At 54.6% G+C, this 25,763-nt stretch carries 16 protein-coding genes; 3 read left to right on the forward strand and 13 right to left on the reverse strand.

The window, feature by feature from the left end:
• The first annotated feature begins 87 nt into the window (after positions 1-87).
• Positions 88-2,025 carry an exodeoxyribonuclease V subunit alpha gene (gene recD, locus ABO_RS09380; RefSeq protein WP_011589101.1) on the forward strand — a complete coding sequence of 646 codons (1,938 nt, stop codon included), beginning with the start codon at positions 88-90 and terminating at the stop codon, positions 2,023-2,025.
• 319 nt (positions 2,026-2,344) lie between these two features.
• Here the strand turns inward: recD and ABO_RS09385 are convergent, their stop codons facing one another.
• From ABO_RS09385 to ABO_RS14465, 4 genes are all read right to left on the reverse strand, one after another.
• On the reverse strand, positions 2,345-2,668 hold the full coding sequence (locus ABO_RS09385; protein ID WP_011589102.1) for a YdbL family protein: 324 nt from the start codon (positions 2,666-2,668) through the stop codon (positions 2,345-2,347).
• 9 nt (positions 2,669-2,677) lie between these two features.
• Positions 2,678-2,872, reverse strand: a complete 195-nt coding sequence (locus ABO_RS09390) for a YnbE family lipoprotein (protein WP_011589103.1) — start codon at positions 2,870-2,872, stop codon at positions 2,678-2,680.
• Complete coding sequence (locus ABO_RS09395; protein WP_011589104.1) at positions 2,869-5,565, reverse strand: intermembrane phospholipid transport protein YdbH family protein; 2,697 nt, start codon at positions 5,563-5,565, stop codon at positions 2,869-2,871. The genes ABO_RS09390 and ABO_RS09395 overlap by 4 nt, the downstream gene beginning before the upstream one ends.
• A gap of 159 nt (positions 5,566-5,724) precedes the next feature.
• Positions 5,725-5,889, reverse strand: a complete 165-nt coding sequence (locus ABO_RS14465; RefSeq protein ID WP_156478837.1) for a hypothetical protein — start codon at positions 5,887-5,889, stop codon at positions 5,725-5,727.
• A gap of 61 nt (positions 5,890-5,950) precedes the next feature.
• On the opposite strand from ABO_RS14465, the gene ylqF reads away from it, so the two are divergent.
• Entirely contained in the window at positions 5,951-6,898 is a 948-nt protein-coding gene (gene ylqF, locus ABO_RS09400; protein ID WP_041704987.1) for a ribosome biogenesis GTPase YlqF, read from the forward strand.
• Between the two features lie 196 nt (positions 6,899-7,094).
• Here the strand turns inward: ylqF and ABO_RS09405 are convergent, their stop codons facing one another.
• The 9 genes from ABO_RS09405 to ABO_RS09440 all read right to left on the reverse strand — a co-directional run bounded on the left by ABO_RS09405 (position 7,095) and on the right by ABO_RS09440 (position 24,505).
• The gene (locus ABO_RS09405) at positions 7,095-12,353 is read right to left on the reverse strand and encodes a DUF4011 domain-containing protein (protein WP_041704988.1); all 5,259 of its coding nucleotides are present in this window, start codon (positions 12,351-12,353) and stop codon (positions 7,095-7,097) included.
• 44 nt (positions 12,354-12,397) lie between these two features.
• Entirely contained in the window at positions 12,398-12,934 is a 537-nt protein-coding gene (locus ABO_RS14565; RefSeq protein WP_232501267.1) for a hypothetical protein, read from the reverse strand.
• Positions 12,935-12,973: 39 nt separating this feature from the next.
• Positions 12,974-13,546, reverse strand: coding sequence for a Fic family protein (locus ABO_RS14570; RefSeq protein ID WP_011589108.1), 573 nt, complete (start codon positions 13,544-13,546; stop codon positions 12,974-12,976).
• Positions 13,547-13,712: 166 nt separating this feature from the next.
• Positions 13,713-15,458, reverse strand: a complete 1,746-nt coding sequence (locus ABO_RS09415; RefSeq protein ID WP_011589109.1) for an ATP-binding protein — start codon at positions 15,456-15,458, stop codon at positions 13,713-13,715.
• 14 nt (positions 15,459-15,472) lie between these two features.
• Positions 15,473-16,648, reverse strand: coding sequence for a restriction endonuclease subunit S (locus ABO_RS09420; protein WP_011589110.1), 1,176 nt, complete (start codon positions 16,646-16,648; stop codon positions 15,473-15,475).
• A complete protein-coding gene (locus tag ABO_RS09425) occupies positions 16,645-18,246 on the reverse strand; it encodes a type I restriction-modification system subunit M (protein ID WP_011589111.1) in 1,602 nt (533 codons plus the stop codon). The genes ABO_RS09420 and ABO_RS09425 overlap by 4 nt, the downstream gene beginning before the upstream one ends.
• Positions 18,247-20,025 (reverse strand): DNA recombination protein RmuC, encoded by a 1,779-nt coding sequence (gene rmuC, locus ABO_RS09430; RefSeq protein ID WP_011589112.1) that lies wholly within the window; start codon positions 20,023-20,025, stop codon positions 18,247-18,249.
• 31 nt (positions 20,026-20,056) lie between these two features.
• Positions 20,057-23,428 (reverse strand): DEAD/DEAH box helicase family protein, encoded by a 3,372-nt coding sequence (locus tag ABO_RS09435; RefSeq protein WP_011589113.1) that lies wholly within the window; start codon positions 23,426-23,428, stop codon positions 20,057-20,059.
• 264 nt (positions 23,429-23,692) lie between these two features.
• A complete protein-coding gene (locus ABO_RS09440; protein WP_011589114.1) occupies positions 23,693-24,505 on the reverse strand; it encodes a DUF6694 family lipoprotein in 813 nt (270 codons plus the stop codon).
• A gap of 162 nt (positions 24,506-24,667) precedes the next feature.
• On the opposite strand from ABO_RS09440, the gene ABO_RS09445 reads away from it, so the two are divergent.
• A complete protein-coding gene (locus tag ABO_RS09445; RefSeq protein WP_011589115.1) occupies positions 24,668-25,555 on the forward strand; it encodes a helix-turn-helix transcriptional regulator in 888 nt (295 codons plus the stop codon).
• Positions 25,556-25,763 lie beyond the last annotated feature (208 nt).

Raw genomic sequence — 25,763 nt, forward strand, 5'->3', positions numbered from 1 at the left:
CGCAACATAGAGCCTGCTCGACAGGCTCGAGCCCTTCTCGCGTTCCAACGATCAACGTTCAACCTCCCACCGGGTTGGAGGCATCCTATGCAAGCTGACCTGTTCTCCGCCCTCACCTGGGAAGACGCGCTAATCCTGCTGCGCGACAACAATTTGCTGCGCGATCTGGACGTGGCCATTGCCCGTTTCCTGAAACAACAATGCCCGCAAGCAAGCTACGAGGTGTTATTACTCGCCGCCTTCACCAGCAACCAGCAAGCCAGTGGCCACCTGTGTCTGGATCTAAAAAACCGCGCGTTAGCCACCCAGCTTTGGGGCACCAACCCGCCGCCGGAGCTGGTCGCCCTGTTACCCGGCGAGCCCAATAACTGGCTCCATGAACTGCAGCAAAGCACCTTGGTCAGCCAAAACGGCAGCACACCATTGGTACTGGACGGCAGCCGCCTTTACCTGCGCCGCAACTGGGCCCGGGAAGTGGCCGTGGCCGACGCCATCGAGCAAAAACTGGCCACCGCCAATCCACTGCCTGAAGCCCCCCTGCGCGAAGCCCTGGCCAAATTATTTCCCGGTTCCAACAACCACACCGACTGGCAACAGGTGGCTTGTGCTTTGGCCAGCCGCAGCGGGATCAGCATCATTACCGGCGGCCCCGGCACCGGCAAAACCACCACAGTGGTACGCTTGTTAGGCCTGCTGCAAAGCCTGGCAATGGCCGATAACCAGCGCCTGCGTATTCGTCTCGCCGCTCCCACCGGCAAGGCTGCGGCACGGCTCACCGAATCCATCGGTGAGCAGGTAGGAAAACTCCACGTGGACGCCACCGTGCGCGATGCCATTCCCACCGAAGTGACCACACTGCACCGCCTGCTCGGCACCCGGCCAGACAGCCGTCACTTTCGCCATCATGGGGATAATCCACTGCACGCAGATCTGGTGGTGGTGGATGAAGCCAGCATGATCGACATGGACATGATGGCTTGCCTGTTGGAAGCCCTGAGCCCACACACCCGGTTGATTCTACTCGGCGATAAGGACCAACTGGCCAGCGTGGAAGCCGGTGCGGTGATGGGTGACTTGTGCCGTCATGCCCACGAAGGTCGCTACAAGCAACGTACTATCGAATTCGTTAACAATACCTGTGGCGCGGATATCAGTGACTATCAGGAGACAGACCAGAACCCAGGCAACGCCCTAGCGCAACAAACCGCCATGTTGCGCACCAACTGGCGCTCCAAGGACAGCCCCGGCATCGGCGAACTGGCGCGGGCAGTAAACGAAGAAAACCTGCCGCAGGTGCGCGAGAGCTTTCAACGCTACCCGGACAGCCTGTACCGCCAACACCTGAGCAGCGATAGCCAGCAACTGGAAACCCTGCTGCTCAACGGCAGTAATGGTCACACAGGCCTACGGGCACTGTTTAGCGCGGTGGCAACACCACCTGCACAGCGACACGATTTCGATGATTGGGCCGCCGGCCTGCTCAAACAGCTCACCCACCAGCAACTGCTCAGCGGCCTGCGCAGCGGTCCTTTCGGGGTAGAACAACTCAATCAACGCATCACCCACCACCTACAACAACAGGACCTGGCGCCGGAACGGGAATGGTACCCCGGTCGCCCGGTGATGATGACGCGCAACGATTATCAGCTAGGGTTAATGAATGGCGATGTGGGACTGACGCTGCCCTTACTTGAGACCAGGAAGGGTACCGCGGAGCTGCTGTTAAGAGTGGCGTTCCAGTTGCCGGACGGGCGCATCAAGTGGGTATTACCCAGCCGCCTGGACGGGGTAGAAACCGTCTACGCCATGACCGTACACAAATCCCAAGGCTCGGAATTCAAGCATACCCTGCTGGTATTACCCGATGCCCCCCACCCCCTGCTTACCCGAGAGTTAATCTACACTGCCGTCACCCGGGCTCGGGATCGCTTCACCTTGCTGGAATTCGGCAAATCGGCCGTGCTGGACAGTGCGGTGAAAAAGCGGACTTGGCGGGCATCGGGGTTAGCAGAGAGGTTGAGTTAAAAGTGTAACGTTGAAAAGCGCGAAATAGAGGCCTACCACACGGCGGGCGTGTACCGATGTACCCGCACTGGCCAGAGAGATTTTCTCCGGCCAGAGCAAAGGGCCTAATCAGCAGCCGCATGGCAACCGCAATACCCCATTTTTTATGACAATATTCTTTCGTTTCACGTCCAAATTTTTGCGATATCCAAACATAAAAAAGAAAAAATCGGCCATAAAAATCGTTATTTCACACAGGGTTTATTGAAGCATATCCTGCGTGATCACTGCCTTACACACTAATGACACCTAATCATTATTTGGATAATTTTCATGAAAATTATTTTTCTACCCACTGTCCATCGGGTGTTTTTACGTATTGCCCTGGTCTCGTTTTATCGATGGCTTTTTGCCCTGCCAGCCTCGCCACCTGATCTAGGGTAATGCCGTTCTTTTTGGCAATTCGCTCGTAGGCATTTCTGCGTTTCTGATTGATATCCGCGGCCAATTCCACCGCAGCCGGTGTAGCTTTAACGACTCCCAGATAACCATCCGTTTGTTCACCCACCAGCCCCTGGCTTTTCGCCTCACCTAGGTCCAGCGCAAACGCGGCCATGCTCATCAATAATGCCACCATGGCCAATGCAGGTTTTAACATTTTCATAACCCCTCCTTAGAACAGGTCGCTATCTTCGCTAAACAACTGATCAATATCCTTTTCCACCTTCAGGCGGATTTCATGATCAATTTTCACATTCAAGTTAATGGTGATGGGTTCTTCCGGCGCTTTCAGGGCCACCGTAGGCGTGCAAGCCGCCAACAGACACCCGGCCAACAACACCGTGCCCAGCCCGACTTGTTTCATCATTGATTCTCCGTGCGCAGTTGTTCGGTGATTTCATCGCCGATACGCAAGCTACGCATCAGCGCTAACATGTTTTCTTGGTGCGTGTAGTTAAACACCACCGGCAGATTATTTCTCTGTGGGTTTTCGCCTTTGATGGTAATCTTCGCATCCAGCCAACCGGCTTTATTCATCGCCATGCGAGCCTGAAAATCGCTAATCAGCAAGGTACTAAGGCTATCCAGCGCCAGCTTCACCGCCTGATTCGACTCCGCCATGCTTTGTACGCTGGACGAATCAGGAATGATCAACGACAGCGGCCCCTCGTTGGCCAGCCGCCCCTGCTCGATAACCATAAAATCCTCACCCAGTTGCAGCGGAACATATCCCCCTACTCGCCCGGCCAGCAACACTGGCGACGGGTTCTGCAGCGCCGCGACCTGGGCTAGATCAATGCGACTGATCACTACCGGCTGAGGCCGAGCGGAGGGCCAGTCCAGCGACGGAGAGCGCAAATAACCACCGAGCAGATTCGCGCGAAGATCGGTAACATTCCACTGTGACAGGTCACTCTTCACGGTTAACGCCAGGTCGGTCATTGGCGTACCGATATCCAGAGTGTGCACCGTCACCGGCCCCGTGCTGCTGATCTGAATATCACCGTCATGGTATTCACCATGGATCTCAGCGGCAGCACCACGAGCGGTGACGCTGCCCCAGTCTAAGTCTGTCTCGGTGAGAGTAATATCGCCGCTGGCTTTCAGCGTTTTCCCCCATTGCCAATGACCACGCCCTTCCAGCTGCCCTTGCCGTGGCGTGACGTCCAAGCCGACGCCCATGGCAGGGGTCAGCGCGCTACGCAGCGCCATCGCCCCTTTCGCCCCCCCGTTACCATCAAGCGTGGCGTTGGCCCACAGGTCACTTTGCCACTCGCTAACCGTTAACCGGCTCTGAATCTGGTCGCCTTCCACCGTCGCGGTTCCCGATATCGGCGGCAAACGCCAGCGTGCCGCCAGCAAGCCCTCACTGTGGATGGCCAGGTCGCCGCTGATGCCCTGTTCATTGATCCGCAACGGCCCCGTTGCACTCAACGATAAAGGCCGGATCAAGACCTGCCCGATCAAACCTTCAGAGATTGATGCCTGGCTCCCCGCCGCCACGCTGACAGTGCCATCCACCAGCGACCAAGGCGCCTTGACCGCCACCTGCCCACCCTGTTCAAACTGCGGCAAGACGGTGTTTGCCTGCAAGGTGCCGGCCCAACCGGCACCAGACTGGGCAAACGCCAGGTTACCCTCTAGCGGGTAACCGGACAGACTACCAGCCACGCTAGCCTCGGCACCGTATGGTGCCTGTTGCAAGGTATCCACGGGCAACCGAAAGGTCAGCTGGTCACTCCCTTGTCGTGCGCTCAGCGTGAGTGGAACCCCCTCCAGGCCGTGGCTACCGACCACGCCTTGCCAGGCCCCTTGCCACTGGTATCCCTGCCATTGGCCATGCAAGGCCACATCGCCAGCCCACTGCCACTCTATCGCTGCCAGCGCATCGTCGTCTGCCAGTGCCCACTGAACCTCACTGGCACCGGTGGTTACTTTCAATCCTTGGTAGCCCAACGCCAACGGCAACGCTGTGAACCCAGAACGAGCCATGGGTATCTGCAAGGGCTCCTGCCACTGGGCAGTGACTGCTTGCGGCAAAGTCAGGGAGGCGGGCTCAAGCACCAGCAGCCGATCCTGCCAGTAAAATGCCACTTCTCCCTCCAGGCTTTCGCCCTGCAATCGCAGCGTTCCCCGCCCCTGTTCAATCGCCTGAGGGGAGTCTGCGGCAGCTTTTGGTTCACAGTTTTCGGGCGGCGCGCAGTGAGTGGCTGCCTGCAACGTCACGGTGCCAAGCGGGCCGGCCAACGCCAGCGCCACTTTTGCCCGAGCTAATGCCACGCCATTGCCGGAAACACTAAGAGGCTCTGCTGCCGTCAGCTGCCAGTCACTATTCAGCGCTAACGGCTGGGACAGGTCCGCCTCCAACTGCCACTGGGCACCTTGAAACTGAGCCTGCGCCAACAGGTCCGCCCGTTGTGCTTGCGACACTGGCCCGGCCGAATCAAGATCCAGCTGTATTTCCCCAGCGGATTCGCCCTGCCAAGCCCCTTGGCCACGCCATTGCCAGTGGCCCTGCCAGTCCGGTAATACTGCGTTTAACGCTCCCTCACCGCTGGCCTCCCAAGCCCCGCTGGCTCGCTGATACTGCGCCTGTAGCGCCACGTGCGGGGCGGAGGCTTGCAGCTGCCAATGCTGCGCCTGCTGGTGGAGTGTCAGCATCATTACCGGAAGGGGATAGTCAATAACGCCGGCCAAATCCAGTTCGACAACGTCTAGATGGAAAGGGGGCGCCCAGGGAAGCCCGTCAGCAAAGGGGCTAGCCGACGTCTGCGCAGAATCACTTTTCGCACAGTGATATAACGCTAGCGTCTGCTGCGTCACGTTCAGCGGCCAAACACTCTCAATGCTCAGGTCGGTACCTTGTGCGGCCACACAGTCGTCGCGCACAACACGCCACTGGCCCAGCGTCAGGCCGTGCTGCCACCCCGGCTCACTGACGCGTATTCCTGCGCTATAGGCCCAGCCTACCGCCACCAGAATCAGCAGCAATACGATAACCAGCAATAACAACAAGCCAGCGCCTAGTGGGCGAAGCATGCGTGAGGAGAGTCGAACCATAATGGTTAGAGGGCCGCCAGCGTAATTGGTTCGATGGTGGCGCTTTCCTGCCGATTTACAAACTTGAATGCAATGTAACTCAACAGCATCGCCTGCAGGCTGTTGGCAATCACCTCGCCGCCAAGGGTTGTGCGCTTAGCCCCAATACTATTAGCAGCATCAATGTGCCTTGTAACCGGGAGTGATAAAGACGCCTTCACCCTTTTCAGGCAAATCGGGAAAATCGAAATAGCGCAGAAAGCCCACGATATTTTCAAAAACACGCATTAAGAATGGCTTGGCAATGTTAATAGCCCGCAGGGCCCAGCCCCAAGCAACCGGCAATACTCCCCCGCTCAGCTGGTTTATACTGCCGTTTCATTCAATACAAACGATACGGCGCCCCATGAGCATCAACTGGTTCCCCGGCCACATGAACAAGGCCATCCGCGAAATTCGCGACATTCTCCCCAAGGTGGACCTGGTCATCGAAGTGGTAGACGCCCGCTTACCCTATAGCAGTGCCAACCCGGTAATCGAACAATTTCGCGCCGACAAGCCCTGCCTGAAACTGCTCAGTAAAAGCGACCTGGCCGATCCCGCCATTACTCAACAATGGCTGGCTCATCTTGAACAAGATCCAACCGTCCGCGCCCTGGCCATCACCACCGAAAAGCCGGAACAGATCCGCAAGCTGCTAGACACCGCCCTGAAAATGGCTGGTAAACGCGAAGACCGGGCCACCAGCGTCACCGCCCTGATCACCGGCATTCCCAACGTGGGCAAATCCACCCTGATCAACAATCTGGCCAGCCGTATCATTGCCAAGGCAGGTAACGAGCCCGCCGTCACCCAGCGCCAACAGCGCATCGACCTGCGCAACGGCCTTATCCTGATCGACTCCCCCGGCATCCTTTGGCCTAAAATTGAAAACCCGGACAGCGGCTACCGCCTGGCCCTCTCCGGCGCCATCAAAGCCACCGCCATGCAAGAAGACGACGTAGCCTTGTTTGCCGCCGAGTATTTCATGCAAGCCTATCCAGAATTAATGAAGGAGCGCTTCAAACTCGACACGCTGCCCGATGAAGGCGTGCCGTTTCTGGAAACCATCGGCAAGCAACGCGGCTGTATCGGCAAAGGCGGCCACGTGGACTTCGACCGCACCGCCGCCCTGCTCATCAACGAATACCGCAGCGGCAAACTCGGCCCCATCACCCTGGAAACCCCGGCCATGGCCGAGAAAGAGCATGTGAAAGTGGCAGAGATACGCAGGCTAAAAGAAGAGGAAAAAGAGGCGAAGAAGAAAGCCAGGAAGGCGGCGTATAAGGCGAAGGGCAGCACCGGAAGTAACTAAATTACCTGCCTATCTTCGCCTCCCACCAGCAAAACCAGCCCCTTCATGGGCCTGATCATTAAGCAGTTCGTGTTCAGCAAGGCGCCGAGCCCTGTGTCAATCAACGAACTCAACACCCGCGTGCTGGTTATCCAGCTGTGCGCTGATGCCGCCGGAATAAACGTTCCAGACCAGATTTCTCAGGCGCTGTCTCTAATCAGGTCTGTCTCAGTTTAGGTGGAGTGGACAGCTTCACCCCCCCGCCCCGCGCGGCAGAAAGCTGTTCACGCAATGCAGCATCTACCTCTTCCAAAGCCTTGTGCTTATTCGTCCACCAATCCGTGGACCATACCCTGAACAGGGTCCAACCCAGTCCTTCCAATACCCCTTGACGGATCTTATCGCGCTCACGGGCATAGGCGGAGCTGTGGTACATGGCGCCATCGCACTCGATACCGGCCAGGTATATACCTGGTTTGTCCGGGTGAACAATACCCATGTCGATGCGGTAGGCAGAAACGCCGATCTGGGGATGCACTGTCCAGCCTTTTTCCTGCAGCCCTCTGGCCACGGCCACTTCGAAGGGGGACTCGAAGTCGCCCATGGAGCCGTGTACCGCCGCACCCAAGGCAGAGGCGCCACGTTCGGCGTATTCCAGGAAGTGCTTGAGATCCGCCACGGCGCGGGCCTGCGTGCGCGCCAGATCGATGCGCTCTGGCGGCATGGTGGAGAACACCATCATTTCGGAGCGCGCTCGTGTCATGGCCACGTTTAAGCGACGCTCGCCGCCAGTCCGGTTAAGTGGGCCGAAATTCATGGTGACGTGACCGGCCTCATCCGGGCCATAGGTGATGCTGAACAGGATCACGTCCCGCTCATCCCCTTGCACGGTTTCCAGGTTCTTCACGAACACCGGCTCCAGTTCGTCCTCGGAGAAGGCCCATTCGATGCCCGGATCTTCCGCCCTGGCTTTATCCAGCAGATCCTCAATCAGACTTTGCTGTTCAGTATTGAACGTCACCACCCCAATGGAGAGATTGCGAACGGCAGGATCATCCGACGTCAGGCGCCGTACAATCTCCGCCACAATGGCCTTGGCCTCCCCCTGATTATGGCGGGCCTTGCCTCGGGCATAGAAGCCCTCCGGCTTCACCAGTGACACCCCCTTGTCGGGATGCACTGGCGCCGGGAAGGTGATCAGGGAGCTGTCATAGTAGCGGCTGTTGGAGAAGGCAATCAGGCTTTCCCGGCGTGAACGGTAATGCAGGTTCAGCACGCGCTGAGGAATGCTCGCGCCGATCAGTTCATCCAGGATGCTTTCCAGATCCCCCTCCCCGTCTATGTCACCATCTGGATCATCATCAGAACGGCCAAAGAAATTGGAGGGCGGCATCTGCTTCGGGTCACCGGCCACAATCACTTGCTTACCACGGGCCAGTGAGCCCACCGCATCCCACACGGTGATCTGAGAGGCTTCATCGAAAATCACCACATCGAACTGTGCCTGCCCGGCAGACAGGAACTGGGCAATCGACAGAGGCGACATCATCAAGCAGGGAGCCAACGTCGTAATTACATCCGGGATGGTCTCCATCATTTCCCGAACGGGTTTATGTCGCATTTTCTTTTGAAGCTCATGGGCCAGCACACCCCAAGACGACTTCTTCTTTGTGGTCTCCTGGTCCGGAATTTCCCCTGCCAGATTCGCGGCAATATACTTCGCCGTCAGATCACTGAACCGGGTATCCAGCTCCCGGAAATTCTCAATCGCCGCTTCATGCTCTGGAGAAGAGAAGGTACGCAGCACCTCATCCTCACCAATCACCGCCGACGACCACCAACTGCAATAGGCCGCCTCGAAGACCTCTTCCACCTGGTCCGCAGGCACCGTGCCATTTTCAAGGGCGTCCACCAGCGGGCCAAGCTGGAAATCCAGTGCCTCGGAACGACGTCGCACCCAAGCGCACCAGTCTCGCAAGGCAATATGATTATCGACAATTTCCTGACATTGCGCACCAAGTGACTCAAGGGCCGGCACATCGCCAGAAAGCCGAGCCTCCAACGAAGCACCAATCAATGCCTCGAACTTTTCCTTATGGGTATTAAAGGACTCGAAAGACGCTCTGAAATCATTGATTGCACGCCCCACGGGGGCCTCTGGAGCCAACAGGTCGTTCGCGTCATAAAGCAAGGTTCGAATCTTGCCGCGCAGGGCCACCAGAGACTCCGCGTCATCCGCCAGCTTGCCAACAGCGACACGAGCCCGTGAACCGAGCTCTTTCAAGGCAGTCATGGCAACAGGGTCTGAGTTATAAGAGTCCCATTCCCGCAGGCCTTTCAGCACGCCATCGAGACGGTCGATCTGGCCACCGGTTTCCCGCAATTGTTGCAGCACCGGGATATCATTGGTGGGGTCCGGATCACCCTGCGCTCCGCCTTCGCGCATTTGCTTCACAACCTTACGCTTGGCAAACCAGCTCTTGGGCCACCAGGTATCATTAGCCTCCGCCCAGGCTTGCCCCAGTACCCCCGCGTCCAGCTTTTGCCAAGCTAACGCCTCATAGGTACAGCTCAGTTTCGCTTGCGTCTCGATATAGGTCTTCAGCTGCGTGACGGCTTCTTCGAGCGCATCCAGCCGATCCGTTGCATCTGGCTCCAGCGCAAAAGAAGCCTGCTGGCGGTAGGCGTCCAACAATACTTGCCCGCACTCTGCCATGGCGGCCAGCTTGGGCAAGCCCACCACACCAAGGCTGATGCCCAGCGCCTTCTCAAGTAAGGTCAGTTTCTCGGTCAACTGTGCGCCACCCGTTTTCAGGCTGCGAGCAGCAGCCACTACTTCTTCTTCCCACTGTGGCCGCCAGTCAAAGTTGCTGATCACACCAAGAGGATGATCGACCAAGTTGCCAACCGCCTTAGCCTGCACTGCGAGCAACTCGGCCATTTCACGCAGCTTCTGCAGTTGCACTTCATCGTGATAGGCTGCATTGGGCCAGCTCAGCTTCACCTTGGCGGCCAAATCAGCATCACGCACCTTCACCCCAATGGCATAGTGCGCCGTCAGGCCATTGCGGTGCCGTTGATGTAAGGCATTCACCACCCTGTTCAAGCGGTCGCGCAATGCCTTAAGGCGCTCTGCCTCAGCCTTCCAGTCACGGATCGTGGATTGGGAGGCGCTATTCCAGGAGGTGCGTAGCTGATCCAGCACGTCAGCCTTCCGGGCTTTGTTCGAGTGCAACTCAAGACAGAACTGGCCCAGACCAATATCCTTGAGACGCCGGTGCACCACCTCCAGAGCGGCGGTCTTCTCGGAGACAAACAGCACCTTCTTGCCCTTGCCCAGCATGTGCGCAATCAGGTTGCCGATGGTCTGGCTCTTACCGGTGCCTGGTGGGCCGATGATGACAAAGTCTTTGCCGCGATCCGCCGTGGCAATAGCAGCCATCTGAGAAGAGTCTGCTGCTAGCGGGGTCAGTAGGTCTGCCGGGGTGTATTCGAGATCAATTTCTTTGGGGTCAACAAACCGGATATCACTTTCGTACGCCTCGCGGGGCGTATCCAGCAGGTGCCGCACCACCGGGCTTTCTTTCAGCGCCTCGGAGCGATCCACCAGGTCTTTCCACATCAGGTACTTGGCGAAGGAGAAGTGGCCCAGCACGGTTTCCTCCACCACTTCAAAGCCCGGCACATCCTTGATGGCATGGCGTACCCGATTCCAGATGCCCGCCACATCAACACCGCTTTCATCCTCAGGCAGAGCCCCGCTGAGGCCGCGAATCTCGATACCGAAATCTTTCTTCAGTAACTCCAGTAAAGTGGTGTTGAAACGGGGCTCATCATCATTGGCCACCATCTTCACGCCACTGCGCACGGACTTACGCTCCAGAGAGACCGGCAACAGAATCAGCGGCGCTCGGTAGCGGCGGTCCCCTTTGTCCTGCGGCTTCCATAGCAGAAAGCCCACGGCCAGAAACAAGGTATTGGACCCGCCTTCCTTCAGCGACGTCTGCGCCTTGCGGTAAATCTCCACCGCCCGCTTATCCAAATCATCCTGAGTCAGGTCTACCAACACCTGCTTCTTGGTCAGCGCATCGCGGGCATAAACCTCTTTCAGGTCATCCCCGGTACGTTGTCGATGGATATCCGAATCCTGATCCTGAGCCTTCAACTGGGGAAAGGGAGCAACAGAAATTCTAGCCCCAGTAGCCAGAACGTCCTCAAGCTCACCCGGGTCATGACATACTAACGTCAAACTACTTTTGCTGGGCTTCTGATTCAGCAGCGGATTACGCGCAGACAGATCCAGCAGCTTGCGCTGCCAACGCTCAAGGCGACCGCCCGGCGTATCCTCCGGTACATCGCCTTCCATATGTACTGGCGACTTCCCTAGGTCATCTGGCGGAGACTCAATCCAGAGCTCAACATCCTCTTCATCATCAATGGTTTCCTCTTTCCGCGCGATCTGCGACTTTAGGCTAATGGGATTAATACGATGCGCTCGTGCCCGGCGAATATCGATGGCTGCGACAAACTCGCCATCCTTGTCCAGCGACACTTGCTTACTACCCTCCTGCACCGCCTTGGAGAAAGGTGGTGCAGGGTGATTGGTCATCAACGTGGTTTCAATCAGGATCAATTCTTTCAGGGGAATCCGCTGACGCAGCGTCTCGGCTTCATCAACCACAACACTGGAGAGATCTTCCTTGTCCAGCCATACCCCAACCAACGCATGCCCCTGGGTAAGAATCACCAGCGGGTTCAGCTGCGCCTGCTCCAGTGCTGCCGCAAACAGCAAGGTAGTATCCAGGCAGGTAGCCACCTTGGCGCTTTCAACCTGGTTGGGCAGGCGGATTTTCTGGCCATTACTCTCGAAACTGGCTGGCGGCAGCGCATAGCCGATCTGCATTTTCACAATGGCGGAATAAATGGCCTGCGCCATCAGCCACACCTGCTCACGGCTGCCGGAATCGTAGCCGTTGATGTTGCCCGACTTACCCGCCTTGCGAAGAATCTGGCTGGCCTGGCCCAACAACCGATCCACTGCCGGGTCGTTCGGGGTGCAGAACGCTGCCAACAATTCAGGGATGTAGGTCGCCCCACCCCACTCATTACACGCCAGCAACTCCACCGAAATCATCGTCTCGGCAAGGCACTGCTCAGCCTGAGTGACACGAACTGTCACCCTGCCGCGCATGGATTCCGTCAGCCCCAGCAGGAAACCGCCATCCAGCTCCAAGTCACGGTCTTTCATGGCCAGCAAACCACCCGCCGCCAACCGGTCCACCGTCCAGGTCTTCGACTTCACAAACGCCGGTGAGGCTTCTAATGTCACCGCCAGGTCTGACAGATCCTGCTCTTCATCCAGATTCTCGATCTGCAATTCCCGCAGCACCGCAAATGCGCTCTGGTGACAGGCGAAGTTGATCTTTTCCACCAGGGTGGTGCGGATTTTTATTTTTGACGTATCCCCGTCAGACATAGCCTTATCCCTCACAGTAGATTGGCCGCTAACGGCCTTATCCTCTAGCGATCAATAGGTGGAATGAAATCTTCGCTTTCCAGCACCTGAATCAGGCTTCTCATCAAGAAGTTATTCATAAAGCTGACATGGTAAGTGCGACCACCCGGCTTTAAAGGTTTTATCAGCCCCGCATCTTTCATCTTGGCGATTTTATGTGTTCTTTGCCGGGCATCCAGGCCATCGAAAGACTTATTAATATCCCCTGCCTTGAAGCTCTGCTTGCGTACTCCAGCCTGCAGAATTCTTGATTCCGCCCTGGTAATATATCGCCGCTCTTCGCTTTTTAGCAAAGTCGGCAGCAAGATTCTTTCCAGTAAAAAATCGAAATTCAGCAGCTTGTTCAGTTTGGTTACCTCACCGAGCACGCCGCTTAATACATAGTCACACCAGTTGAGCAACGCCGTATCCGTGCCAATATCTGCCTCAGCAAGGCGCTCGTAGTACACGTCCCGGTCATTACAAAACACTGCTGTTGGATTAAGAATTTTCCCACTCTTGACGTTAAAGCCGTATTTGATCAGCAACGAATACGTCAGCAATCTAACCACCCTGCCATTACCGTTGCCAAAGGGGTGAATCTAGGTAAAGCGATGATGAGCTAACGCGGTCTTTAGCAGGTCGTACTTCGATGGATCATCCCGGTTGATAAACGTAATCAACTCATCCATGTAAGGCTGGACAGAATGCGCCTCGGGTGGAATATGCGCCGCATTCTGGATCTGGACGTTCCACGTTCGGTAAGCTCCTGGTGTTCTATCCCCTTCATCGCTCAACTCATCAACGACAAGGTTATGCAGCTCACGAATAAAGACATGGGTTATCTCAGTACCTTCATCAATTTGCTCTTCAATAAACTCCATCGCCCTTTCAACATTGGCGATCTCCGAGAACCTTTCGTTGGAGCGCCCCCCATGTTCAATTTTTTGCTCAAAACATTCCGAGATGGTGGTCCGGTTTCCCTCGATACGAGCCGAGCCAATACTCTCCAGAATATGAAAGATATTCTTGAGCTGAAAAAACATCCATGGGGCCGTTGTCCCCCCCAGTTTCAGCCTGCGAAGGTGGTTCAGCTCCATCAATGTATCTGTTAGCGGCGAGTCAAAATCAGGACTCACCAGCCTCAAAGGAAAATTCACACCCGGGTCAATCATAACTACACACCAAAAACATATACCATTGATTTAGAAGGCATAAATTAATCAACAAAAAACAAATAAGTACAATTTACACCAGGCAGCAACTACAAACCAACAAGCGGGGAATCTACACGAACACCTCAAAATCCATACACCGCAAGCCCCGTCAGCATTCCCCCATTCATTTCGCCTCCAATAACCATTGGCACTGACGTCTAGCCGAGGAGATTAAATCAGCAAATGCCATTATTTTAACATTCGGCTCCCGCCGCTCCTGGATAGACAAATCATTGCCAAGCTTCCCTCCGATCAAAATCACATTGATCTGCTTATCAATGCCATTTTGATGGAAGTCGTTTCTGTAAGCTGTCGCTTGCTGATAATCTTTAAACCTTAAAGAATGATTCGGCCGCTTAAATTCGATTAGCAGACGCTCACCATTTATATTCTCGGTGAGAAATAAATCAGGCCGCTTATCTTCCCTATCGCCCACATACTTACTATTCAAGTAAACTTCAACTTGGCGTCTTAACGTTTCATTTGAGCTAAACAGGCTGTACTCCGCACCAAAGATCCAAAGATTTTTTTCAATCGCTTTATGAACATGAACCTCCAAGGTTTCCTTCCTTCCGCACATACCTTCAAGGTAGTCCAGGAAACGAAGCCGGCTCCGTGCCTGTTCTGCCACCATCGCCAGCTCTATGATTCCAAACTCTTCCAGAGCCTCTGAGAAACGACTTACTTCAGACCGCTTTGCATCATTAATATGCTCTAGCACAACCCTGTAATCATTAAGCTCGATCGCATTCAGCAGCACATTAACTACTGGTTCCAGCTTGTCCTCTGGCTCTTGATAAAACCGGTCAAGAATCTTCTTTATTGCTTCATCAGCAAAAGCTCTCCGATTTTCAGGAAGCCTCGATATACGATCCTTGGCTCTTTTCCTCAATCTTGCCTGAGCTAAATGCATTTCCTGACCGTAAACAGATTTTAGTTGTTCTCGCAGGACAGGCTGAATAGAAGAAATCAAATCTTGCTCGGTCTTACTACCTTCAATAATTGCACCCCAGTCTGCAGTCACATCATCTGAGCAACCAGTAATTTCAATCTCGCCGTAGCACTTATCCAGCAGCTTACGAGGAATATCGTCATCTTTATCCAGACCAAAAAAAGAAGGATCACCAACGACCTTCCCGTCGATGCGGACTGTAATTCCCGGTTTTCGCAATTTACGCTTCTGGTCACTAACTGTGGAGCGCAATTTCGCTTCACCTGAACTTAATTGAATTGATTCTTCTTTATATTCGCCCTGTAGGTCGTCTACCCCTAAAGGCTTTCCGTTAATTACAATTTCAAAGCCTTCTTCTCGGCCATAATCTGCAATAAGCACTTGCTTTAGCTTATTTTCATTTGGGAACTTTTGGCTCTGGTTCAACTCAGCTAGATTAATACGGGTACCATGGACATCCGGGGAAACATCTGAATTCACTATCTCTAAGGGCATTTCAGGCAATCCCTCAGAGCTCTCCAAAAGATCCCGATCGAGACAGAATGTGGATTGCGTCCCTCTTGCCCGTGTCTCCAAGGTCATCGATGCAGCAAACATCAACCCCGAAAACTTACCAATCCCCTTGCGGCCTTTTACCTTTCGCCGTAAATTTGGCGTAAAATCGCCACTCCGCTGACGGCGGTTTCTGGCCACATTCAGGTATTCATTCTGCAACTCATTCAAGGTCATACCCGCACCGTCATCCTCCACAATGATGGCATCACCACTCATTGGCTCTGGCAACGTAATGCTCACCCTTAGCGCTTCAGCATCCCAAGCATTATCTACCAGCTCCTTCAAGGCTTTTTCCGGTGATCGGTAATTCTCACTTAGCAAATAGGCTAAACGTGTATCCACCTTGAATGTGCTTTTACTCACAACCTACCTCCCACCTAAAGATTTCCCTTAAAAGCCTTTTTGATTAACGAAAAAAGGCTTGAATCAATTCCGCCTTCATGCATTCTGCTTTTAACAAGAACATCTTCAAACTTACTCACCACAGACATGTATTTATCTTGAAGATAAATAGGGGGCACAATAATTTCGGTCGACTTAACAATACCTGTACTTATCGTATTCAATCCCGAGGTAGTGTTACTAGCCTTCATCATTTGAACCCGCCCTCCTGGCGAGTTGATATAGTCATTTACAAATCGAGGACGGATTTCCTTAGACTTAACTCGAACACGAATCAAGTGATTCTGGTGAACCATGCCATCAATTTCTCCAGTCCAGAGAGCACTTCTACCGATTTCATTTGGATTTCCATGCCCCTCAACTATCAAAACATCATCGCGCTTTAACCTAACTCGATCATATTCAGCTTGAGTAAGGTTTATCTCTTTAATCTCGCCCAGGTAGAGACGATTTCTAAGCACATTTGCTACGCGCAAATAAGGAGCTGAAATTGAAAGTTCTGATCGTTTTTTACTTACTTGAAGCCCACCTTGAACCTCACAAAGATCATCAATTTTTTTAACTTTCCACCCCTTCGGGTTAGTCACTGGATCACCAAACATATCCAGAAACACAGCGCGGAGGAATTCTTCGGCGAGCTGGATGGCTTGCTGGCGTTTGCGGCGGATGGCGTCGGCTTTGTCGAGGATGGTGGCGATGCGTTTTTGTTCCTCCAAGGGAGGAAGCGGAATTTCGATACGTTCAACACCAGCTGGGCGAGCCCGAACCAAAGATCCACCCACCCCTGCCACAGTATTCATAAACTGCCTATGGAATAACTCGGAGGTGAAATAATGCTTCAGAAACCCCGGATAAAATCTTTCATCACGGAAAATAATCCACTCCCCCGAACCAATCTGCCTATAGCCGCCCTTCTCCGGCACTACCCAGCAGCGCCTGATATGGGGAACGATTTTCGAAAGCAGAACATCCCTAGGCTCAATACAGTTTTTTGAGGAACCAATCTCTGCCCCCTTCAAGATTTCAGGTTTATTCTTGTCAAAGGCAGGGATGCTAAGCAGCTCAAACGTTTCGTCAGGAAATTTCGCCGGGTTTAAAGAACCGCCGCGTTTCACCATTATTTCTGAGGCAGGTACGAGAGGCCAACTCACAGCATCTCCTCCAGATCTTTCAAATCCCCTATAATCTCTTCTTCCAGCGCCATTAGCTGCTTGAGGATCACTTTCGGGTCTTCGTATTCTTCCTCTTCGTACACCACTTCCTTGTAGCGGTTGATGGAGAGGTCGTACTTGTTGCTGGCGATGTCGGCTGCGTTGACGACGAAGGCTTTCTGGGTTTTGTCGCCGAATGCCTTTTCTATTTTTTTCTCGCTGGCGTTGGCTTCGACCAATTCTCTGTACTGCTTCCATTTGGCAATGGCATCTGGCAGATCATCGCCGCCTTCGCCTTTCAGCGGGGTGCGCTTGTCGTCCAGGCTGTAGCCGTCGGCTTGCAGGTCATAGAACCAGACGCGCTCGGTGCTGCCACCTTTGGTGAACAGCAGGATAGCGGTGCTGACACCGGCGTAGGGTTTGAATACGCCACTGGGGAGGCTGACGATGCCTTCGAGCTGGTTGTTTTCGATGAGCTCTGTGCGCAGTTGCTGGTGGGCCTTGGAGGAGCCGAACAAGACGCCATCGGGGACGATAACGGCGGCACGGCCACCGAGTTTGAGGGCTCGGAGGATGTGGGCGACAAACAGCAGTTCGGTCTTCTTGGTTTTGACCAGGCCGAGCACATCCGGGTTGGTGTTAGTTTCATCCAGGCTGCCCTTGAACGGCGGGTTGGCGAGGATGATGTCGAAGAAGTCTTCTTCCTGTTCCGGGTAGTTTTCCTTTACGGACTTGTTGAGGCTGTCCTGGTAGAGGATGTTGGCGCCGTTTACGCCGTGGAGCATCATGTTCATGCTGGAGACGCGCAGCATGGTGGTGTCGAAGTCGAAGCCCCAGAACATCTGTTTGTTGATGTGCTCCCGGTAGGGTTCCAGTAGGTCGCCGGTGTAATGTTTGTTGCCGTCTTCGTCTTCGAAGGTGCCGGCCTCGCTGGAATGCACCCGGTTGAGGTATTCCATGGCACGGGCCAGGAAGCCGGCGGTGCCACAGGCCGGGTCGCAGATGACATCAGTGGGCTGTGGGTCGATCAGTTCTACCATGGCGTCGATGATGTGGCGCGGGGTGCGGAACTGGCCGTTGATGCCGGCGGTGGTGAGCTTGCTGAGCAGGTATTCGTAGATGTCGCCTTTCACGTCGCTCTGGGTGAGCGGCAGGTTATCGACCATTTCCACGGCGGAGACCAGTACGGATTCGTTCTTGATCTCCAGATCGGCGTCTTGCATGTATTCGCCGATGTGGCCCAGCGCCTGGGTGGCGCTGCCTTCGCTGCCCAGGCCCTCTTCTTCTGCATGTTGCCCGAGGCTGGCGAAATAGGGGTAGACCGCATTTTTGAGGTGCTTGTGCAGCTCCTTGCCGCTGAGGTTCTTGAAGTTCTTCCAGCGCAGTAGCTGACCTTCCGGGGTGTTCGGGAACAGGCGGTCGAACTCCTTCTTGCTGCGGGCGGCCTTACGCTCTGCCACTTCTTCCTGCATGTCGAGCATGCGGGCGAACATGAGGTAGCTGATCTGTTCGATGACCGTGAGGGGGTTGGTGATACCCCCGGTCCAGAACTTTTCCCATAGTTTGTCGATGTCGTTTTTTAGCTGGCCTGTGAGCATTTAGTTGATCTCTTGATTCGGTGTTTCATCTGCTGATTCGTCAGCACCTGAGAGTGATTGGTCACTAATCTGGCCTAATGCTTCGCCCTGTTCTGGTCTTTCTTCATCCCTCTCGTCTGGTTCTTCCAGTGGCTCGACGATCAAGGCGAGGCGCTCGGATTCAAAATCGGTATGAGAGGGCTCCAGACTGGGCAATGACTTGCTGACCTTGGTGGAAAGCTGGCCGAAACGCTCCACTTTCCCATACAGGCCTTGCTGCCCCGCCAGCGCGGTTACCGTGCTGTTGTAGTGGCTGCTAACGGTTTTCAGGGTGCCGCCCAGCTTGTTGAGCCGCTCTGCCACGGTGCAAACCTGATTGAAGATCTCACCTGCCTTTTCGGAGATTTCGCGGGCTTCGGCATTACTACGCTCGATCATCCACAGATTGGACACGGTGCGCAGGATCGGGATTAGCGTGGTATGTGAAACCAGAACGATGTTCTTTTTGTAGCCGTATTCGAACAGCCCTTTATCGTATTTCATCGCTTCGATATAGGCTGGCTCGATGGGCATAAACATAAGAACGAAACTGGGGCTGCGCATGCCGATAAGGTTGGTGTAGTCCTTTCCATCCAAGTCATCAATATGGCGCTTAACGGCCTTAACGTGTTCGTCCATGGCCAAGTGGTGCTCTTCTTGTGTTTCCGCACCCACCGCCTTGTCGTAGGCCACTAAAGAGACCTTGCTGTCGATAATAATGTGTTTGTTGTCAGGCAGCTTGATCAGGTAGTCCGGGCGCTTGCGTTTCCCCTCAGCGTCTTTGAATTCGCTTTGGGCGTCGTAGTGATCACCTTCAATGAGGCCACTCATTTCCAGAGTTCGCTGTAACTGCACTTCACCCCACGCCCCCCGCTGCTGGGAGTCACCCTTCAGCGCCGAGGTGAGGTTATTGGCTTCGGCGCTCATCTTCAGCCCGATATCCAGCACCTCTCGGATCTTGCTGTGCATTTCGGTCTGACCTCGCACGGAGGATTCATGCACTTCGTTGACGCGCTTCTGAAAGCCTTCGACCTGTTCACGAAAAGGCTTGAGCATAACGTCGATGCTGGCCTTGCTGGTATCGGTGAAGGTCTTCCCCTTTTCCTCGAAGATCTTGTGGGCAAGGTTCTCGAATTCCTTGGTGAGGGACTGCCGGGCCTCGCCAAGTTGCTCTAACTGCTCCTTGTAGTGCTCTTCCTTCCGCTCCAGGTTGGTCTTCAGTTGGGTGTGTTCGGTATTCAGGCTGAGATAGCGTTCATTCAAGGCCTTATGGGCCTGTGTATTTTCAGCGGCCAGGTCTTTCAGTTCCTGAATGCGCGCACTGGCGTCCTCCAGGCGTTTCTCGCTGGCACGGATATCGGACTGGGCCGCTTCCAGGCTTTTCTCTGCATGGTGTTTTTCATCACGAATGGTTCGCAATTCGTCCCGCGACTGCTGAAGCTCTGATGTTGACTGAGCCTGAAGCTCTTCAAGGCGTGTTTGGCGTTCCTTAACACGGCTCTGCTCTGTGGCAAGCTCGGAAGTCAGCTTGCTCATTTCCAGTTCTTGCTGGTGAGTAGTTACTTTTAGCGTTGCGGCTTCTTGTTGGGCCTGTGTCAGCTGCCTCCGGGTTTCTTGCAGGTCGGCTTTAGCCTGATCAAGCTGGCCTTCCAGCCCGGCAACCCGTTTTGCTGCTTTCAGCGCGGCCAGCAAATAGCCCATGCCGATAAAGACCACGGCTGCAACAACCATTACCACACTATGTTCAGTGTTCCAGAGCATCCTTCTTCCTTATTTCCAATCAATCAATCAATCAATGTGCGTCATCCTGACGCAAAAAGGGTTTCAGCACGGCAATCAGGTCATCCACGTCTTGTGGGCTGAATACACCATCAATCCCCTCGTGGGAGATGCTGTCGAACGGTGCCTCGTAGAGCTTGTCCACGACGATGGAGCCATGCTGGGCAATGTGGTTCTTGAGCAGGTTCATGAACCTCACCTGCTGGGCAGTGAGGCTGGGGTGCTGGTGGAGAAACTGTTTAAAGTGGTTTTCCACTGCCTGCGGGTCTAACCCGATGATTTCCCGGACGGTGACAGCCAGTTGGTCCGCGGTACGGCCATAGAAGTCGTTAAGGACTTCGAGGCTGACGCCGGGGTGGCTGGTGAGGATGGTGGAGGTGAGCGTTTCCAGTTCCGCCACAGCAATGGGCTCGCCCTGACGGATTTTCTGCAATACCGGGTTGGCGGCCAGCATGTCATCGAGAATGCCTTTCAGGCGGCGACGATAGATCATGGCTTCGTTGGCACCGGCGATGGTGACTTTCCGCTCCCCTTCTTCTACGCCGCCATCAGACGTACCGGTAGAAGGCGTGGCGTAGCCGCCTGTTCCACCCGATTGCTTGTATTTCATGATGCCGCGCAGCCCGCTACGGGCATTTTCCAGCTTTTCGATGCTGGGCTGCTGCCAGAAGTCTGCACTGCGTACATCGGCGATCAGGGCATCTTTTTGCCGGACGGCCTGGATATTCACCGCCAGCTTGTCCAGTTCGGCCAGGAATTCATCCCGGCCATCTTCAAAACAACTAGCCTGCTCCACCAGGCAGCGCTGGATGCTGGCGATCAGCTTATCGAGCGCGGTGGCGTGCTTGTCTCGCAGCACTCTGGCTGACATTAGGGGCGCTAGCGTTTCGGCAAGCTTATGCCGGGTAGTGGCCTCGAATTTCTTCAGGCCATCGGTTTGCTGAAGCTGGTGCACCAGGCGCAGCTCACGTTTTACGGCAACGCTGGTTTCCGGCAGGTCGTTAATGTCGGCCTGAAGCAGTGCGATGGCGGCATCGAAGGCTGGAGCGTTGCTGTTCTTGAGTGCGCTTTCGGCCAGCTCCAGACGGGCCTCGAAGGTAGTTTGTAGCAGGGATTTTCCGCCGGTGTCTTCCGGCTCTTTATATTCCTGCTCGAAGAAATCGAAGTTGCTGTAATGATCGAAGATAAGAAATTCGGTTTTATCCTTGCCGGGGCCAAACAGGTTCGGGCAAAGACGGGTACCTCGACCGATCATCTGCCAGAACTTGACCCAAGACTTAACCGGCTTGGCGAAAACCAGGTTGACCACTTCGGGCACATCAATGCCGGTGTCGAGCATGTCGACGGAAATGGCGATGCGGAAGTCGTTATCGGCTTTCTTGAATTCCTTGATCAGGCTATCCACATGGGGAACCTTGTTGTGGATGACCTTGCATACCTTGGTGCCATATTGCGGGTAGAGCTTGCAGAACAGCGCCTCCAGGTGCTCCGCGTGGTCCTGGCGTTGGGCAAAAATGATGGTCTTGCCTACGAGTGAGCCGGTTTCGTCCTGGATTCCGTTATTGATCAGGTTTTCCAGGATGATGCGATCGGTATCTTCGCTGAAGATCTTACGGCCAATGTCCTTGCCAGCGATGGTGGTGGTGCGAGCTTCCTCCTCGCCAAGGTCTTCTTCCAGGCGCTGCTTTTGCTTATCGCTCAGGTCATTGTAGTGGATGCCATCACGCAGGAAGTCGGTGGTGAGATCCTTGACGCGGAACGGCGCCAAATATGGTGGTTCGTTGTTGATCGCCGCATCCAGACCAAATTCGAAGGTGGGGTCGGTAGTTTCACAACCGAACATGTCGAAGGTGTTACGGCTGATAAATTTCACCGGGGTGGCGGTAAGACCCACTTCCAGGGCGTCGAAGTAATCAAATAGATCACGGTATTTATTGTAGATACTGCGGTGGGATTCATCGGCGATGATCAGGTCGAAAAAGCCCACGTCCAGCTGCGCAAAGCGGTTCATCATGCCGGGATAGGTGGCAATGTAGATGCGCGCATTCTGGTCGATCTGGTTGGTTTCACCGATGACACAGCGCGGTTCGCTGGGCAGATTCTGCTTGAAGGCTTCGTCCGCCTGAATACGCAGCTCCTTGCGATCACAAAGGAATAACACGCGCTTGGCCCAACCGGTGCGTAACAATAGCTCGCCCAGAGCAATGGCCACTCGGGTTTTCCCGGTGCCCGTGGCCTGAATGATCAAAGCCTTGCGGCGCTGGCCTTGAAAGTGAGCGGCAACCGTCTTGATGGCTTCTATCTGGTAAGGGCGGTCCGCAATGCGCAGTTCCGGGTTGAACTTCTCCAGTTCGGCGGCGCGGTAGTGACGCTGGTAAATCAGGTAATTGAGGCTGTCTTTGCTATAGAAACCGTAGACTTGGCGATACGAATTGTACTGGTGATCATCCCAGATGAAGGTTTCGTAGCCATTGCTGTAGAAGATGACCGGGCGCTGATAGCCCATGCGTTCGAAGGCATCGGCATACAGGCGGGCCTGCTCGCGACCCGCCTGCAAGCTGACATTGCCGGATTTCTTGGCTTCCACGACGGCCAGGGGCTGGCCGTTATCACCCCACAGCACGTAGTCGGCATAGCCCTTGCCTGAGGGATTATTAGGGAAGTCCACTTCGACTTCCTGGCCTACCTGCTCCGAGTCACCCACATCCCAACCTGCCTTGGTGAGCATGACATCAATGAGCTGCTTGCGGGTTTTGGCCTCGTTCCACTGCAAGCTATCGGCAACGGCCTGGCTTTTCTGGTGTTTCTCTTGCAGCTCTACAGGCTGGGGCGGATCGATATGCTGAACATTTTTTGTCCGCTCCCTGTCCAGCTCCTCCAGAAGTGCCTTTACCTCTTCCTGCCGGGCTTCCAGCTCTTCTTTGTAAGCACCAACCGATTGCTTTAGCTCGCCAAGCGCCGCGGATTGATCCGGGATTTCCTGGAAGTCGGGAATATCTGCCTTCTTCTTCCCGTAATACTTGATTGCCATGTACATGGCGAGCTGGTGCGCTGTACCCAGCGCCACCTTGGCATCCCTCACCGAGCCCTTGGCGCCATGAGCGGTCTCATTGCCCTGAATACGCAAAGCATTGATCTGGTAGACCAGCGGCTTGCTGGTGCAAGCTGTGAACACCGGATCTTTGAGCAACTCGTAGAAGGTCGCCTGGGGCAGGCGCGGCAGCAGCTCTTCTTTGTAGATGGCCTTGGTGACTTCTTCAGCAAAGCCTCTGAGCCGGGTCAGGGCACTGCCGGGATCAATATGCAGGACCGCCTCGGCCAAACCCGCCACTTCGGTCAAGGCTTCATTAGCCGGGCGTAGAAACTCGAAATTGACAGACTTCATAAATCCCTTTCCCCCTGCCTGCCCCGGCACGACACCCCTATACACCGGGAGGCGAGGCTCCATAATGCTTGGCGATTCTTACTCATTGTCAGAATCCCAATGCTCTTGGCTCTCCGCCCTGATATCACCTTGATGTCAAAGCAGCTTCTCAAGACGCGTGAAGTATATTCACTTTTTTGAGAAGGCTATCACAAAGAGCTATGACTGCCTCCCCCTCTACATTTTACCCATCACTATTTCTCTGCAATTTGGATGATGGTCTGTTTAATCAACGTCATATTGCTTTTTCAGCTCCGTCAGCCGGTTACGATCTCGCTCGCTGAAATCTCTCGTGGAGTACAGAACCTCCCCATCAGGCCCATCCAGCTTTTCCACCATCACGGTGAACACAGCATCTGCAGGGGCATCCACCTTACCCCAACCAGAATAACTGTTCGGAGCCAGCGTCCAGGAGGCTTCCTCACCCGGCTCCAGACCACCGGGAATGCTGTAATTGAATTGGTCTTTATGCCAGGGCACGCTCCGGTCAGGACTGGCAATGGTGCCTGAAAAATAAGCACGGGAGATGGCCCGATCCGTACCGTTCTTCACCGTTAGCTCAATAATCGGCTGCTCGCCAAGGTATTGCCTTTCTCGCATAGTGAAGCGGGAGCGTACCACCTGGAACTTATCCAGCTGCTGTTTGGCCTGCTCAGCCTTTTCCCGCTTGGCAACAAGTTCGCGAATCTCGGCCAGTGCTTGCTCTTTCTCCCGGGCTTTGCGGTCGGCCTGAATTTGCTCTGCCTGAGCCAGCACCTGCTCCGCCGTCTTGCCGTTCAGGGCATCCCGCATTTTGCCTTCCATATCTCCCGCATCAGCACCGCCATTGGCAAACAGGCTTTTCATATCGACCTGGCTAAAGGCAATCAACTGAACCGCCTGGTCAAAGTCTGACCGTTTCGCCTCTGGCAATGACTCCCGGACCTTGGCAACTGACTCCTTCATCTTGGCCTCACTGGAGGCATCGATGGTGGGATCGGAACAGCCGGTAATGGCCATGGCCGCCAGGACCAGCATCAGTAGTGCATAGACTTTCATTGTTTTCTCCTTTGCCACTTTTCCCTAAGTCAGATGCGGCATCCTGCCGCTTTTGTCTCGTCCATGATGACACCCAAAGGATATTTACTTATTATTGTCATGTCGATACTGGCTACATTAACACGTCACTTTTTGGCACATATCGCTTTTTGGAGCATATCCATGGCACGGACTGCAGGTAAAAACGCAGCAGACTGGCCGCTGCGCTGGGATCTGTTATTGCGCTACAGACTGATCGAGGTCATCGCGCTCTGGGAGGGAAGACTGACGACGAACCACTTGCAGCGAGCTTTTGGCATCGGCCGGCAGCAGGCCAGCAAGGATATTAACCACTATCTTGCTGAATATGCGCCTGGCAACCTGGATTACGACCGCTCCCTGAAGGGCTACAAGCCCGCCAGCACCTTCAAGCCGGTATTCACTCGGGGCGTGGCCGACGAATACCTGCAGATGATGCATGCCAGGGAGGATCTGAGCTGTGCTTTTGAAACTCTGGATGTACGCGAACTCAATACCGAAGTGCTGCTTCCTCCTTCCCGTGACCTACGCCCTAGTGTGCTGCGCCCGATTCTTCAAGCTTGCCGAGACAATCTACGTGTGGAAATCCAGTACGCCTCCCTGAGTAATCCGGAACCGGAATATCGAGTCATCCAGCCCCACACCGTGGTGCACAGTGGTATGCGCTGGCATGTTCGTGCCTGGTGCGAGAAAAATAGTGACTATCGGGATTTCGTATTAAGCCGGATTCAAGATGAACCCGAGCTGACGCTTCCCGGCGAACACCACGCTGAACAGGATGATGCCTGGCAAGAGCGGCTCACTCTGCAGGTCACCCCAGATCCTCGCCTATCTCCGGCTCAGCAGGCGGTGATTGCTCTGGATTACGGCATGACCGATGGGGCGCTGACTATTGAGTGTCGGGCGGCCATGGCCAATTACATTGTGCAGCTCCTAAGACTGGATGGACCGCAGCACCGAGACCCCGAGGCCCAGCAGGTGGTGCTGGCCAACAGGGATGAGGTCAAAGGATGGCTTTGGGGAACGAATTAACTCTCGTACACTTCAATCTTTTCTCTTAAACGGGAAGATTTCATCAAAGAAAGAAAAAGCGGCAACAAACAAAAGATGACATAGCTGAAGGTTTGATTCTGTCACACTTAGATAAAGGCACGTTCGGCGCGGACACCCAGCCATTGAGAAACAACATGCCATTGCCGGATATGTTAGCGAAACCATGAAGAGGACCGCTGTGATCTGT

Source organism: Alcanivorax borkumensis SK2 (assembly GCF_000009365.1).
GTDB classification, from domain to species: domain Bacteria; phylum Pseudomonadota; class Gammaproteobacteria; order Pseudomonadales; family Alcanivoracaceae; genus Alcanivorax; species Alcanivorax borkumensis.

What these genes read in the sequence shown, in the direction of transcription:
- recD (WP_011589101.1), top strand. Translation starts at nt 88, where the DNA reads ATGCAAGCTGACCTGTTCTCCGCCCTCACCTGGGAAGACGCGCTAATC.
- ABO_RS09385 (WP_011589102.1), bottom strand. Translation starts at nt 2,668, where the DNA reads ATGAAAATGTTAAAACCTGCATTGGCCATGGTGGCATTATTGATGAGC.
- ABO_RS09390 (WP_011589103.1), bottom strand. Translation starts at nt 2,872, where the DNA reads ATGATGAAACAAGTCGGGCTGGGCACGGTGTTGTTGGCCGGGTGTCTG.
- ABO_RS09395 (WP_011589104.1), bottom strand. Translation starts at nt 5,565, where the DNA reads ATGGTTCGACTCTCCTCACGCATGCTTCGCCCACTAGGCGCTGGCTTG.
- ylqF (WP_041704987.1), top strand. Translation starts at nt 5,951, where the DNA reads ATGAGCATCAACTGGTTCCCCGGCCACATGAACAAGGCCATCCGCGAA.
- ABO_RS09405 (WP_041704988.1), bottom strand. Translation starts at nt 12,353, where the DNA reads ATGTCTGACGGGGATACGTCAAAAATAAAAATCCGCACCACCCTGGTG.
- ABO_RS14570 (WP_011589108.1), bottom strand. Translation starts at nt 13,546, where the DNA reads ATGATTGACCCGGGTGTGAATTTTCCTTTGAGGCTGGTGAGTCCTGAT.
- ABO_RS09425 (WP_011589111.1), bottom strand. Translation starts at nt 18,246, where the DNA reads ATGCTCACAGGCCAGCTAAAAAACGACATCGACAAACTATGGGAAAAG.
- rmuC (WP_011589112.1), bottom strand. Translation starts at nt 20,025, where the DNA reads ATGCTCTGGAACACTGAACATAGTGTGGTAATGGTTGTTGCAGCCGTG.
- ABO_RS09435 (WP_011589113.1), bottom strand. Translation starts at nt 23,428, where the DNA reads ATGAAGTCTGTCAATTTCGAGTTTCTACGCCCGGCTAATGAAGCCTTG.
- ABO_RS09440 (WP_011589114.1), bottom strand. Translation starts at nt 24,505, where the DNA reads ATGAAAGTCTATGCACTACTGATGCTGGTCCTGGCGGCCATGGCCATT.
- ABO_RS09445 (WP_011589115.1), top strand. Translation starts at nt 24,668, where the DNA reads ATGGCACGGACTGCAGGTAAAAACGCAGCAGACTGGCCGCTGCGCTGG.